Genomic DNA, 12,924 nt, shown 5'->3' with positions numbered 1-12,924 from the left:
ATTTGAAGCAAATATAATGCTTTTAGTATCCCAATTCAAATTCCTGATCGACTGCCGGAACTCCTTCGTCCATCCATTTGGGCATTGGTTGCTTGTTTAGGTAATGCTGGAAGAACTGGAACATACGCTTCTGGAAATCTATCCGGTTTGCCAGACGCATCGGCCAATGAATTTCTCCGGTATAATTGAGTAGCCATACCGGTTTCTGCAAACGTTTGAGTGCTACAAAATATTCTATTCCCTGATACCAGGGTACATGACCATCGTTGTCGTTATGCATGATCAGGATGGGAGTTTCTACTTTATCCATGGTAAACAACGGAGAATTTTCCATATATTGCAATGGAGAGTCCCATAAAGTTCCGCCGATACGGCTTTGTCCGTGTTCATATTGGAAAGAACGGTTCAGTCCTGATCCCCAACGGATTCCACCGTAGGCACTGAACATATTGACGACCGGAGCTCCCGATTCGATAGCGGCAAACAGGTTTGTCCGGGTAGCCAGATAAGCAACCTGATATCCGCCCCAGCTATGACCTTGTGCACCGATCGCTTTTTCATTTATGTATCCTTTGGCTATTAATGAGGTAATACCCGGCATGACACAGTTGAAACAGCTTTCTCCGGGATAACCGTCTACATAACGTACATCCGGATTGAAAATGATATAACCATTACTGGTATAGAAATGGTAATCAATCGTGGAACGATGCGGTTCCGGCATATGGTAAGCATAAAGCGTTTCCGAATTACGTTCGTAGAAGTTTACGATTACCGGATATTTTTTGTTCGGGTCGAAGTTCTCCGGTTTATAGACAACTCCTTCCAAAGGTGTTCCGTCCAGAGAAATCCAGGAGACGAGTTCGGCAGTTCCCCAATTCAGATTTGCTTGTTGTTCTTCTCCGTGGGTAAGCTGGATGGACTTTTTGAAACTAAGGTCAGAAAGCCTTATATCCGGATATTGTTCAAATGTTTCGGAGGTATAGATCACTGCATCTGAATATTTCGCTTTGACGGGTGTTTTCAGCATGAAGTTTCCGGCCAGCAGGGCTTTCGGCGCTTTGGGGGCAGAGAGATGGGCACTGTAATATCCGGAACCTTTTGTCTTTTCATTGAACACTTGTAATAACTGTGACTTTGTTATATCAATGAATTTTTCTTCTTTATCCAATCTGATCAATCGATATGAAAGTTGTTCCTTTCGTCCGTTTACTGTCAGGTTTACAGGAGCGACTTCTGCTGTAGGATCGAATTTCCAGATATCATAACGGTCGTATATCAGGAGGTTGCGGTCATCAGCTGTCCATCCGGCCAGACCGTGAGGTGACGGATAGTCCGGGACGTCATTGTCTTCATCCCAGGCAGCAAAAGTAGTGGGAGTTGTCAGACGGTATTCTTTTCCGTTTGCCAGGGAATAGGTATACCAGGAACTGTCTTGCGCACAATACCAATAAGCATATGTCCCTTTGGGGGAAAGTTGCATATTGCTGTTGCTTGCTTTTTTTATTTGCTGGCGTTCTCCGGTTTGAAGATTAACTGTATAGATATCATAACGGCTTCTGCCTTCCCACATCTGTTCCGTTGCGTAGGGTTGGTTTGTCGATAACAGGGCGATCGGTGCATTACCTTCATCGGCTGTGATCAAATGAGGGATTTCCTTGTCTGCCAGTTGGAAGAGGGTGTTGCCGGAAATGTTATAAACGGCAGTGTAAGTTTTTTTCAGGTCTTTTTCTTTATTATATACTTGTTGAGTATATTGTACACCTTCATCCCATTTCCAGATTTGTACGTCAGGACGATTTTCTGCCAGTACGGTAGTATCTTTTTGCATGGGAGCCGGTGCTGTTCCGAAGAAAATACGTTCAGAGTTCTCTGAAAAACGGATGTCACCGTTCTCGCTGATCACCCAGCCTTTGGGTATGAAGTTTTGTTCCTTATCGGCAACGAGGCGGGCCCAGGTATTATTTTCTGCCAGATAAAGTGAAAATTGCGTATTGGTTGAGTCTTTATCCGGACAATACAGGAATGCTATTTTATCACCTGTTTTATTGAATGTTGCTTTTTTAATTACACCTTTACCTTCAAAAATAACGGTATGCCCTTTCTCCGGAGTAAATGTGGATAAGGTGGAATCTGTCGTGTAATATAGAATGTTTTCTTTTTTAGCGAACCCGAACTCCTTGACATCGGCAAACCGTACCTCTTTTGCTCCGTCCAGCGAACGCACATGGAGTACAGTATCTGATTTACTCTCTCTTTTATAAGCAATCCAGTCTGCACTCTCAGAAAGTTTATATGATTTCAGGGAGTCTATCGTCTCTTTTTGGTCTGAGAGATTGAAGATGACGAGTTCATCCAACGGCATATCTTCTTTTTTGGTCTTTTTCAGTTTCAGGGCTTCTACTTTTTCAAGTTCCGGCTTCCTGGTAACCAGCAGGTAACCGGAAGATGCAGAAAATTCAGCCTGTGCAGCCGGAAGAAAAGAAGCTGTCATTTCTCCTTTGGCATTGTACACGAAAATACTGGCATCTCCCCGCCAGGGTTCCATCTTACAGGCTACCCATTTCCCGTCGTGGGAGATTTTTTGTTCCGTAATACGTTTCCAGCTAACCATTTCGTCGAATGTCATCGCTTTTTTTATTTCCTGTGCGGAAGCATTGCAATAAACACTCAGACAAATAAAAAGTACCCATTGTTTGAAATATTTCATGCCGACCATTATATATGTTATGTTTGTGAATGCAATATTACGACTTTTTGATTTTACCGCAAAAAAAAGAGGTTGTGTCAAAACGCTGGCACAACCTTTTTTTATGCACAAAGCCCAGACTTTCACAAGCCCGGGCTTTGTTATTACCCAAAGTTTTTGTATCTTTAGGCATAAAGTTTTTCATTATGGCAAAGTTACATTTTCGTCCTTACATTCCCAACCAAACAGTTCTTTTTCCCGGAAGAATTGATGAAAACATAGCAGCGAACGATCCGGTTCGCATAGTTAATACTGTTGTTGATAATCTCAATCTTGACAATTTCAAGAAGCTTTATAAAGCAACCGGTCGTTGTCCTTATCATCCTAAAATGATGCTTAAGGTGATTATCTACGCCTACATGAACAATATCTATTCGTGCCGCAAAATAGAGAAGCTTCTCCTACGTGACATTCATTATATCTGGCTTTCCGGTAATGAACATCCGGATTTTATAACCATCAACCGTTTCCGTAATCGTGTAAAAGAAGAGATAAATAATGTATTCACGCAGTTGGTTCTTGTCCTTGTCGACAAAGGTTTCATCAGCCTTGACGTAGAGTATATTGACGGTACCAAGATTGAGTCCAGAGCCAACAAATATACTTTTGTCTGGCGCAAGACAGTCGAAAAGAACCGTACAAAGCTGATGGATAAGATCCGCATTCTCCTGGAGCAGGTGGATGAAGCCATAGCCCAAGAGAACTCCGCCAAAGACACACCCGTAGAGTTCACTCCCGCCATGCTCTCAGATATAGTGAATGAACTTAAAGAGGTGCTGGAACACCAGCCTGTAACAAAGGACAAGGAACAAAAGAAAGTCATCCGGGAAAAGAAGAAACAGGTCCGGGAACTTGAGGAGTACCGTGACAAGTTGATGGAATACGACAACCATCTTGACACTCTTGGAGAACGCAACTCCTATTCCAAGACCGATCCTGATGCCACCTTCATGCGCATGAAAGAGGACGCCATGAGAAACGGACAGACCAAGCCCGGATATAATCTGCAAATAGGTACCCAGAACCAATTCCTCATAGACTTCCGACTGTTTCCCAACCCAACCGATACACTGACCCTCATACCTTTCTTCCACTCCTTTGAGCAACGCTATAACCGCTTACCGACTGTCGGTGTGGCAGACTCCGGTTACGGCTCGGAAGAAAATTACCGGTTCATGCAAGATAATGGGATAGGAGCCTTTGTTAAGTACAACTACTTCCATAAAGAACAGCGTCCCCGTTATACCCCCAATCCATTCCATGCGGAGAGTCTCTATTACAATGCGGAAGAGGATTATTACGTTTGTCCTATGGGGCAGCACATGAACCGTATAGGAACCAGGCGTGACAAAACAGCTAGCGGATACATCACCGAAAGTGCCCGGTATAAAGCACAAAGATGTGAAGGGTGTCCTTTACGTGGCAGTTGCTTTAAAGCCCGGGGGAACCGTATTATAGAAGTCAACCACCGGTTAAACCAATACAAACGGCAGGCACGGGAAAGGTTACTCTCGAAAGAAGGCATCAGGCATAGGGGAAGGCGATGTATAGAACCGGAAGCAGTTTTTGGACAAATGAAACACAACATGGCATACAAAAGGTTCCGGCATGTGGGAGAAGACAAGGTTACAATGGACTTTGCCTTCTTTGCTATAGCTTTTAATATCAAAAAGATGTGTACAAAACTACTAAAAGCAGGAAAGAGAAGGAGTACACACACTATATTTATCTTTATCAGACCACGTGTGGCTCAACATACGACGAATATTAAGCCTTATTACCTAATTACTGAAAAAATAGTCGCATAGACAAAAAAAGAGGAACGACTATTTTTAAGATAAAAAAGGAGATGTGCCTTAGTTTTGACACATTTACCCTTATAAATAGTATATTCCTGATTTTCTTATTTAGCCAGTTCTTTATCGATCATTTCTTTCATCTTGTCCACTCCCATGAAACCGACCTGGAAGTGAACCGGAGTACCGTCTTTTGCCACTACCATGTAAGAAGGGACACCATTGATTCCGAATTTCTTTCCCCAGTATTCCCATTGTTCGGCAGTAACACGGTAGTGTTCACCTTTGATGTCCGGGATCATTTGTTCCCAGGTCCCTTTCGGAGAGTTTTCGGCTGCCAGGTAGAGGAATACGACGTCTTTTCCTTCGTATTCTTTCTTTACCGGTTCTGTCTCTTTCATTGCCATCCGGCAGGGACCGCACCAGGTTGCCCAAAAGTCAACGAAGACAACTTTGCCGCGGTAAGGTGTTGTAATTGCATTGAATAGTTCTTCGGATGGGATATCCGCAATGTTCACACGGTTGACGGTATAGCCGGATTTCTTTTTGTTTTCCTCTATTGTCAGTTTCAGTTTCTCATTCATTTTGATAAGTTCCTCTTTGAGTGCCGGATTCAATGTATTGGCCTTTGCCAACTCTTGTTCATCTAAAGGACGGAACTCGCTGATAGAAGCTGCCAGTTTTTGTGCGGCTAACATATCGAAAAGAAGTCCTTTATCGGTTCCCATAATCCGGGCAATATCAGCTGTATTGTCTGGGAATTTTTCATCTTTCTCTAGTTTGATATCTTTTCCGGTAAAGTTGGTAAACTGAAGGCCTCTTAGCAAATAAGCCGCATTTCCATTATAAATAAAGTAAGGATCATTGGACAACAGTTCCGGCAAGAAATTGAAATAATCCTGGGTAGCAATTGGCTTTACATAGTTGACCAGAACAGAATCTTTGGGGATTTTATTCGTTTGCCGGTAAGCATATTCAATTGCTCTGTAACCAAGCAATTGATCAGCCAGTTCATGCTTTAGTTTCATGGCAATCAATTGACGATGTGCATCGCTGATTCCTGTCAGTTGATTCAGTTGATTGACGGCTTTCTGATATTTTTCTGTCCAATATGTTTTATATTGATCAACCGTCATTGTACTGATGTCTTTCATCATCTGATCATATTCTTCCTGACTTCTGACACTGAATGAAGGTTCTTCAACCGGATTATTGGCGAGGTCGTTGTTTATATCAGCCAATGCTCCGGTGAAATAGAACTTGTTTCCTAATGAAGGCTTGGAAGATTGTATCTTGGATTGTGCACGACAAATTTCCGGCATATTAATTTCGACTGAAGTTGTTTCTCCCGGTTTTATATAGAAACGGGTATGAACAACAGAGTTTCCGGATAATACCACATTTGAAATATGTAACAATGGAATTTCCAGTTTAAAACTTCCATCGGGCTTAACATTTATGGTGTTCTGGTCTGCACCGGCTGTAAGAATATTGAATACCCATATAGGCAGTTCTTCATCCATCCCCGGTTTGTAGCCAATAAATTTACCGTTTAGTGTGGCAATACCCGATTTCAGTTCCGGCTTTTCCAGGACAGGCGCTTTCTCCGGTTTCTTTACGTTGGGAAAGTCTACTGTAGGTGTCTTTCCATCCAATCGTATGCCCCAGATCTTGAAAGCTCCTTTGTCGTTACCTTCGATAAAATCGATTGTTTTCGTATCCTTCGGAAGGGGAGGGAAAATCAAACGAAAAGAAGCCGTACCTGATTCCGGCATCCAAAATTCCTCATTAAGCTTAATACCGTCGCCGGCTTTGATCCGGTAACTTTTACCATTGGCTTCCAACGTCGTTTCATCAACGATCTTGATCCAATATTTGGGTCGGTAATAAGCGTCGACATACATGATGGTGGCTGTGTCGTTCAGAATAATTTTCTGAAATTCGAGCGTATTGGTGTTGCGTACTTCAAAAGCCGGTTGCTCCACTACGCGATCCTGAGCGTGCAAACTTGTGCAACAAAGGAATAGAGTGAGTAAACTGATAATGTGTTTCATACCTTTATTAATTTAGATTGTTAGTCTTTTATAAAACTCTTGAGTTCTTCCAGAAGAGCGTCTTCCCTATATCCTTCTTTGATTTTCAGGATAAGACCTTCCTGGTAATTTTGAATTTACCATTTGCCATTGTAAAAAAGTCATCGACCTGCATTCTGGCTGTATTTCCTTTCATTTCCGCACAACTGAGAGTAATACTGTCTGGCATATTCTGGATATCACCTTCGATTGTACATGTTTTTTGTCCATAAGCGGAAGAAACGGTTAAAAAGATTCCAAATAATAATAGACCTAATGCTTTCATGGATAATTTGATTTGTAGTTAATGCCGGCAATGTACAAGTTTATTTGGATTTGATATACTGGAAAGTACGAATATTTCGTAGGCTGCAACATCTATTAACATGTTGCAGTCTACTCTTTGACTTTTGTAACATTTGTAATTAGATTACCGTCTCCGTTACCACCTGTCCGTCGAACAGGTTGATGATGCGTGAAGCATAGCCGGCATCATGCTGGCTGTGGGTTACCATGACGATGGTTGTTCCTTCCTTATTCAGTTCGTTGAGCAGGTTCATTACTTCCTGACCGTTTTTACTGTCCAGGTTACCGGTTGGCTCATCGGCAAGGATTAGTTTGGGGTTGGCTACTACGGCACGGGCTATGGCAACACGCTGTTGCTGACCTCCGGATAACTGTTGAGGAAAATGTTTTTCACGATGGACGATTGCCATACGTTCCATGGCCTCTTTCACTTTCTGTTTGCGTTCGGAAGCCGAAACACCCATATAAAGTAGGGGAAGTTCTATATTTTCATATACGTTCAATTCGTCGATCAGGTTGAAACTCTGGAATACGAAGCCGATAATCCCTTTACGCAATTTTGTACGTTGTGCTTCCGTATATTTGGAAACCTCTATCCCGTTCAGGTAATATTCGCCGGAAGTCGGGTTGTCCAGTAATCCCAGGATATTCAGCAGCGTAGACTTACCGCAACCGGAAGGCCCCATTATCGCTACAAACTCTCCCTCTTTAACTTCAATGTTCACCTTGTTCAAGGCCCAAGTTTCAACTTCCTCTGTACGGAAGATTTTTTCTAATGCTACTGTCTTAATCATGAGTATAAGAATTTTAATTTACTAATGAAAGAACAAAAGCTGTGCCAATATTGTAAGTGTTTGATTTGTATTGTGTTGGGATTTTAGATTCTCTTCGGCGTTGTGCATATCCGCACGGATATAGTTCGGAAACGCACTTTTAGGGAACAAGTTGTTTACAAAATATCTTCATACAGATTATATAATCTTTTCCTGAGAAACAAGACTGCATATCTTTTCCTGGAAATCAATGTATTGACCGGTATGCCGGTCGATTCTGAAATCTCCTTGAACGGAATGCCTTCCAGTTCCGTCAGTTCAAAGACGGCCCGTTGCTCGTCCGGCAATTCCAATAATGCGTGTTCCAACTCTTCCCAGACGGTAGAACGGATATAATCCATTTCCGGCGACTGGTCTTCGTCGGGCATGAGCTCCGCCAGTTCTTTCAGGAAAGTGCCGTCTTCTTCGTTGGCGGAGAGATAGGGCATTTCTTCTTCCCGGTGTTTGCGGCTGCGGTCGATGATCTGGCTGCGGGCCACAGAATATAACCAGGCGGCGATCTGTTCGATCGGACTGTTCTCCTGGTCATATTTCATGAACTGGTAGAATATGTTTTGCAGGATATCTTCACTGTCTTCTTTGGAGGACACACGCCTGGAGATAAAACCTTTCAGCTGTGCCTGGTATTTCCGGAAGATATCCGCAACCCGTGTGTTCTGCTCCGAAGCGGAGCGGTTTTGAACTATTTCTTTCATTGGGCATTATCACCTGAAGACGGCTCCTGTGTATTAAATCTGCCATTGCGGAAATCAGCCATATGTCTGCGGATATGTTCCCGGCGTTCTTCCCAGGGCATATTTTTCATCTGCTCGTGGAAGCGGTTATGCTCTTCCCGGTTACCGAAGAAAAAGCCCCCGGGATGATGACCGAAAGGACCGAAATGTCCAAACCCTCTGAACCCTCCGAATAACAGCCGGCAAAGAACCATCAAACCAAGCGCCTGCCAGTAGTTAATGACCGACCAGCCGATAACGGCCGGTATCAGCCAGTTCCACAGATACATAACTCCCAGGCTGGCCAGTGCAAACAGCCCTATAAAAAATAAAAAGATGAACGCTCCTCTGAATACTCCCGGATTTCTCATTGTTATTTAATTTAATATGTTTATTACTCTGTTATTAATTCAATTGCATAGGTTTTGCAGACATCGACACAGTTACCGCAACCTACACAGCTTTCCGGATTGACCACCGTAGCATAGCTGCAACTTCCGTTATTCACCATTTTCAAAACCTCTCTCCGGCATCTCTTTACACATTGTCCGCAACCACTACACTCATAAGCAAAGACTTGTAAAGATATGACTTCTTTTCTCTTTCTTCCGAACATTTTTCGTTTCCGTTTTAATAATTAAAAATCTATTAGTAAGACATGCCTTCTATTGTTGTAGACGATTGAGCCGGAAGAATATTTTAAATAGAAATATTTTTTTGATGTATATCCTGCATTAGTCAGTATATTTGTGCCGTTCAAAAGTAAAAAGTGATGAGCAATGTAAATAATGTATACTGGTTTATTTTCTTCAACGACCAGTTACTGCTTCAGAGAAAAGGTGAAACATATACAATCCCTTATAGTATCAATCCTCCTGTGCCGGTTAAGAATGTGCTGGAAGTCAATTTATTGGAAGATATGCCGGCTTGTACGGCCTCTGTGGATACACCGCTGGAAGAAACGGCTGAATACCTTCCGATGGGTTTGCGGGCATCCTATGATTACCTCGATCCTGTCTTACATAAAATAGCCGGAAAAGCGTATGAGTTGATTTATTGGGACCAGCATAGCCGCTTTTGTCCTTCATGCGGAACGAAAACTGTCATGCAGACAACTATTTCCAAACAGTGTCCAAACTGTAAATATGAAATCTATCCGGTAGTCTCCCCGGCGATATTGGTACTGATCCGCAAAGGAGATGCTATACTGCTGGTCCATGCCCGGAATTTCAGAGGTTCTTTCTATGGTCTGGTTGCCGGTTTCCTTGAAACGGGAGAAACGCTGGAAGAATGTGTAAGACGGGAAGTTATGGAGGAAACAGGATTGGAAATTAATAATATTACCTATTTCGGGAATCAGCCCTGGCCTTATCCGAGTAACCTGATGGTTGGGTTTATAGCCGATTATGTAAGCGGCACGATCCGTTTACAGGATGAGGAATTGAGCGAAGGCGCTTTCTTCACTAAAGACAATCTGCCAGAGTTACCCCGTAAACTCAGCCTTGCGCGGAAGATGATCGACTGGTGGCTGGATCAGTAAAGTGTAAGATCGTATAACGGCATAATATGCTTATTGAGCATTATCATATTCATATTGTGCCGTGAAGTTTGATCTTGAACTGTATAATACCAGTTCGCTCGATTCGGATCGGATAAGGTTATAATTGCTATCGTATGTGTTGATCACTTTTCTCAGGGCTTCGCCGGTCGGGGAGAAAGTCACTGAACGGGTATTCAATCCGTCGATAAAAGAATGCTGTGTATAGTTGATTAACTGGTTGTTTGCCATATAATGACATTCCAAAATCAGTTTGCCGACCTTATCATACGAGTGGGTCGTATAGTTTTCCAATACTCCCGAAGTCCCGTAATGCTCTTTCCGGTCAAGCATATTGTTTTTGTATTTATATAATGTATATTCCGACTGGGATATCACCGGATAATGGGTGATTTTTTTCTCTAACTTGCCATCATTCGAATAGATATATACCTGTGTCTGAAGATTGATAAATCCTGTAGAGGTATTTTTGTTCGCATTAAAATTGGTGGTCATGACCAACTGCTTATCTACGTTATATTGATAAATATTGTAACCGAGAGTATCGGTAATTGCTTCCCCTTCAAACAGGCAGTTAGAAATCCTGGATAATTGACCTTCGTCATTATATTCGTAAATCTTGCCGGAATAAGCGGAGTCGCTGGCGGGCGAGGTCATCCGTTTTAACCGGGCATTGTTAAGCGACAATCTTTGGGGAACATCGTCATTTACGAATGCCACTTCCGGATTCTCGTTGACCGGAAGTTTGTCGAGATCGGAAGAGTCGCAACTGGTGATCCCGCTTATGAAAAACAGGAGGCAGACCAGTGAAGTCCATATATGTGTAGTTGCGATCGTCATTGAGGGGAGGGTTTATATTTATTGGGTATCTAATGCATCGAGCCATATATCCAGGCATAATTGGGGATAGAGATAGAAACTTTCCTCCAAAGTGCCGGTTGCTCTCATCTGTTCCGCAATCTGATCGGCAATAGCCGGTTTGGATGATACGAGAATGTCACTGATGATGTTAGAGAAAAAGCTCAGTCTGCTTTTCAGGAATTTATCCATCAACAGATAATAGATATGGGGTGAGGAAGAAAGGAGAAAGTTTTTAAAATCCTTATATTCTTCCGTTTCCATATAAGTGTACGGAGAAGTTATGTGATCCATTTCGTTACATTTCTCCTGGAATAAGTCGAATTTCTCCTTAAATGTTTTTCTCTCGGATTTGGAGGATAATTTCATCCCCTGGTTAATCCTCAACCGCAGGTCGGGAGTCACCTTATACACATCCGGCTCCTGGAAGTCTTCGCTGTCGCAGGAGGTGAAGAATAGTAGTGCCAATGAGGCAAGCAAAAGTGCCAGTATCTGTAATTTAGTCATAATTGTCCGTCTTTTTTTATCTTAACCTTAAGACGCAATATTTCAAGGAAATGCTGCATCTTATCCGATTAATTTATTAATAGTCTTTAATTATAAAACGGACAAATTATGAAATACTGCATGACAAATAAAAAAAATTACACTTTAATACTGCGGATCACAGTTTGTTCGGTTTCGGCAAAGAGTTCGGCGAAGGGCTTAGCCTTCACTGGAATAGGGTCGTGGATGATGAGTTCGATACGGTTGCCGATTCCCAAAGGAAAGGAACCCCATTTGGTCATCTTCCATGAGTTGTTGATCGTGACCGGTACCATGTAGGCCGACGGTGCATATTTACAGAGGATTTTCAATCCATTTTCGGCAAAAGGACGGGGGTTGCCTGTTTTGCTTCGTGTCCCTTCCGGGAAAATTACTGCCGAGCGTTTGTTTGTTTCAATATATTCGGCCATTACACGGATGGCTGTCAATGCCTGTTTCGGGTCTTTCCGGTCGATAAGGACGGAGCCGCCGTGGTTGAGGTTGTACGAAATACTGGGAATACCTTTGCCCAATTCGATTTTACTGATAAACTTGGGATGAACTTTGCGCATGAACCAGCAGATAGAGGTTATATCGTAGAGGCTCTGATGGTTCGAAGCAATGATCAGGGGCGAGTCGGTCGGGAGTTTCTCCAACCCGCTTATTTTGTATCTTGTTCCCAGAATATAGGTGTTGAAAACCAGGAAAAAACTCAAGATATCCACGCTCTTTTTATGTGCTTTGTAACCGAACAGGTTAAAGCATATCCACTGTACCACATGGAAGAACACCAGTGTAATCCCAAATAACAAATAATAGATGACTGAAAGCGGATACGAAATGATTTTTTCCATTTTATCCTTTAAATTGTATATTTATAAATTTGACTTTACCTTTATTAATAGGGTAACAAAAGTATAAAAAAATATTCTACTACTGTGATTACGGATAATTATTATAATATTTCTGAGTCCGCCAGCGTTGTGCATTTTTCCTTTTATGGCGTGCACTGGGCATAAAAACCTGTTGTAACATATCGTCGAACGAGATGCCGGACGGCTTTCGGGCTTCTGCACGGATTCCCGGTGAGACCTGGAAAGATCCCAGCATTTTCACTTTGGGTAACGGTTTATTCATTCCGTATAACATGAATACGGCGGGAGGAAGGTCTTTCGGGTCCACTTTACGGTTTGGGTTATAGTCGGTATCTTTGGGACGTACGTATTCCGTGAAATCTTTTTGTATGGATTGTGCAGGGGATAGCTCGGGTGCCATGATCATATTTGAAGCCGGTTCTTCCGTATTGATCAGCGTGCCTGACCGGATAGCTTTCAACGCTTCGGGATTCAGTTCCAGCTTCTCCTTGCCGGAGAGTATATTCCGGAGCCATACCGAGTCCTTTTCTGTCCATTGGGCATATAGGTATCCCGTATTGCTCAGGCAGATTAATAGTAATGTAATTATTCGTTTACTCATCTAAAAAGTTCAACTTCCCGTACATATTCTATTTATTG

General features: G+C 42.5%; 13 protein-coding genes. 2 read left to right on the top strand and 11 right to left on the bottom strand.

The window, feature by feature from the left end; genetic code table 11:
• Positions 1 to 22: 22 nt before the first annotated feature.
• Entirely contained in the window at positions 23 to 2,710 is a 2,688-nt protein-coding gene (locus tag K6V26_RS19350; protein WP_224263598.1) for a S9 family peptidase, read from the bottom strand.
• 185 nt (positions 2,711 to 2,895) lie between these two features.
• On the opposite strand from K6V26_RS19350, the gene K6V26_RS19345 reads away from it, so the two are divergent.
• Positions 2,896 to 4,557, top strand: coding sequence for an IS1182 family transposase (locus K6V26_RS19345; RefSeq protein ID WP_224263243.1), 1,662 nt, complete (start codon positions 2,896 to 2,898; stop codon positions 4,555 to 4,557).
• 95 nt (positions 4,558 to 4,652) lie between these two features.
• On the opposite strand, the gene K6V26_RS19340 is transcribed toward K6V26_RS19345, so the two are convergent.
• The 6 genes from K6V26_RS19340 to K6V26_RS19315 all read right to left on the bottom strand — a co-directional run bounded on the left by K6V26_RS19340 (position 4,653) and on the right by K6V26_RS19315 (position 9,085).
• Positions 4,653 to 6,599 (bottom strand): TlpA family protein disulfide reductase, encoded by a 1,947-nt coding sequence (locus K6V26_RS19340; RefSeq protein WP_224263597.1) that lies wholly within the window; start codon positions 6,597 to 6,599, stop codon positions 4,653 to 4,655.
• Positions 6,600 to 6,684: 85 nt separating this feature from the next.
• The gene (locus tag K6V26_RS19335) at positions 6,685 to 6,903 is read right to left on the bottom strand and encodes a hypothetical protein (RefSeq protein ID WP_224263596.1); all 219 of its coding nucleotides are present in this window, start codon (positions 6,901 to 6,903) and stop codon (positions 6,685 to 6,687) included.
• Positions 6,904 to 7,042: 139 nt separating this feature from the next.
• On the bottom strand, positions 7,043 to 7,717 hold the full coding sequence (locus K6V26_RS19330; protein ID WP_007655383.1) for an ABC transporter ATP-binding protein: 675 nt from the start codon (positions 7,715 to 7,717) through the stop codon (positions 7,043 to 7,045).
• A 155-nt stretch (positions 7,718 to 7,872) separates the two neighbouring features.
• Positions 7,873 to 8,451: an RNA polymerase sigma factor gene (locus tag K6V26_RS19325; RefSeq protein WP_224263595.1), complete on the bottom strand. Its 579-nt coding sequence runs from the start codon at positions 8,449 to 8,451 to the stop codon at positions 7,873 to 7,875.
• A complete protein-coding gene (locus K6V26_RS19320) occupies positions 8,448 to 8,840 on the bottom strand; it encodes a hypothetical protein (protein WP_007655379.1) in 393 nt (130 codons plus the stop codon). Before K6V26_RS19320 ends, K6V26_RS19325 begins: the two co-directional genes overlap by 4 nt.
• Positions 8,841 to 8,863: 23 nt before the next feature.
• Positions 8,864 to 9,085: a 4Fe-4S binding protein gene (locus K6V26_RS19315; protein WP_082207500.1), complete on the bottom strand. Its 222-nt coding sequence runs from the start codon at positions 9,083 to 9,085 to the stop codon at positions 8,864 to 8,866.
• Positions 9,086 to 9,241: 156 nt separating this feature from the next.
• Here K6V26_RS19315 and nudC point away from each other — a divergent pair, with 156 nt between their 5' ends.
• Positions 9,242 to 10,009 carry an NAD(+) diphosphatase gene (gene nudC / locus K6V26_RS19310; protein ID WP_224263594.1) on the top strand — a complete coding sequence of 256 codons (768 nt, stop codon included), beginning with the start codon at positions 9,242 to 9,244 and terminating at the stop codon, positions 10,007 to 10,009.
• A 30-nt stretch (positions 10,010 to 10,039) separates the two neighbouring features.
• Here nudC and K6V26_RS19305 read toward each other — a convergent pair whose 3' ends face one another.
• The 4 genes from K6V26_RS19305 to K6V26_RS19290 all read right to left on the bottom strand — a co-directional run bounded on the left by K6V26_RS19305 (position 10,040) and on the right by K6V26_RS19290 (position 12,886).
• Positions 10,040 to 10,867 carry a hypothetical protein gene (locus K6V26_RS19305; protein ID WP_224263593.1) on the bottom strand — a complete coding sequence of 276 codons (828 nt, stop codon included), beginning with the start codon at positions 10,865 to 10,867 and terminating at the stop codon, positions 10,040 to 10,042.
• Positions 10,868 to 10,885: 18 nt separating this feature from the next.
• Positions 10,886 to 11,392 (bottom strand): hypothetical protein, encoded by a 507-nt coding sequence (locus tag K6V26_RS19300; RefSeq protein WP_224263592.1) that lies wholly within the window; start codon positions 11,390 to 11,392, stop codon positions 10,886 to 10,888.
• A gap of 137 nt (positions 11,393 to 11,529) precedes the next feature.
• Positions 11,530 to 12,264 (bottom strand): lysophospholipid acyltransferase family protein, encoded by a 735-nt coding sequence (locus K6V26_RS19295; protein ID WP_224263591.1) that lies wholly within the window; start codon positions 12,262 to 12,264, stop codon positions 11,530 to 11,532.
• Between the two features lie 88 nt (positions 12,265 to 12,352).
• The gene (locus K6V26_RS19290; RefSeq protein ID WP_195584072.1) at positions 12,353 to 12,886 is read right to left on the bottom strand and encodes a DUF4858 domain-containing protein; all 534 of its coding nucleotides are present in this window, start codon (positions 12,884 to 12,886) and stop codon (positions 12,353 to 12,355) included.
• Positions 12,887 to 12,924: the final 38 nt, after the last annotated feature.

It is taken from the genome of Parabacteroides goldsteinii, assembly GCF_020091425.1.
GTDB lineage: Bacteria > Bacteroidota > Bacteroidia > Bacteroidales > Tannerellaceae > Parabacteroides > Parabacteroides goldsteinii.
Note: the sequence above shows the minus strand (reverse complement) of the source record. Positions and strands in the feature narration are given on the sequence as shown.

What these genes read in the sequence shown, in the direction of transcription:
- nudC (WP_224263594.1), top strand. Translation starts at nt 9,242, where the DNA reads ATGAGCAATGTAAATAATGTATACTGGTTTATTTTCTTCAACGACCAG.
- K6V26_RS19290 (WP_195584072.1), bottom strand. Translation starts at nt 12,886, where the DNA reads ATGAGTAAACGAATAATTACATTACTATTAATCTGCCTGAGCAATACG.
- K6V26_RS19345 (WP_224263243.1), top strand. Translation starts at nt 2,896, where the DNA reads ATGGCAAAGTTACATTTTCGTCCTTACATTCCCAACCAAACAGTTCTT.
- K6V26_RS19300 (WP_224263592.1), bottom strand. Translation starts at nt 11,392, where the DNA reads ATGACTAAATTACAGATACTGGCACTTTTGCTTGCCTCATTGGCACTA.
- K6V26_RS19335 (WP_224263596.1), bottom strand. Translation starts at nt 6,903, where the DNA reads ATGAAAGCATTAGGTCTATTATTATTTGGAATCTTTTTAACCGTTTCT.
- K6V26_RS19325 (WP_224263595.1), bottom strand. Translation starts at nt 8,451, where the DNA reads ATGAAAGAAATAGTTCAAAACCGCTCCGCTTCGGAGCAGAACACACGG.
- K6V26_RS19340 (WP_224263597.1), bottom strand. Translation starts at nt 6,599, where the DNA reads ATGAAACACATTATCAGTTTACTCACTCTATTCCTTTGTTGCACAAGT.
- K6V26_RS19350 (WP_224263598.1), bottom strand. Translation starts at nt 2,710, where the DNA reads ATGAAATATTTCAAACAATGGGTACTTTTTATTTGTCTGAGTGTTTAT.
- K6V26_RS19315 (WP_082207500.1), bottom strand. Translation starts at nt 9,085, where the DNA reads ATGTTCGGAAGAAAGAGAAAAGAAGTCATATCTTTACAAGTCTTTGCT.
- K6V26_RS19295 (WP_224263591.1), bottom strand. Translation starts at nt 12,264, where the DNA reads ATGGAAAAAATCATTTCGTATCCGCTTTCAGTCATCTATTATTTGTTA.
- K6V26_RS19305 (WP_224263593.1), bottom strand. Translation starts at nt 10,867, where the DNA reads ATGACGATCGCAACTACACATATATGGACTTCACTGGTCTGCCTCCTG.
- K6V26_RS19320 (WP_007655379.1), bottom strand. Translation starts at nt 8,840, where the DNA reads ATGAGAAATCCGGGAGTATTCAGAGGAGCGTTCATCTTTTTATTTTTT.
- K6V26_RS19330 (WP_007655383.1), bottom strand. Translation starts at nt 7,717, where the DNA reads ATGATTAAGACAGTAGCATTAGAAAAAATCTTCCGTACAGAGGAAGTT.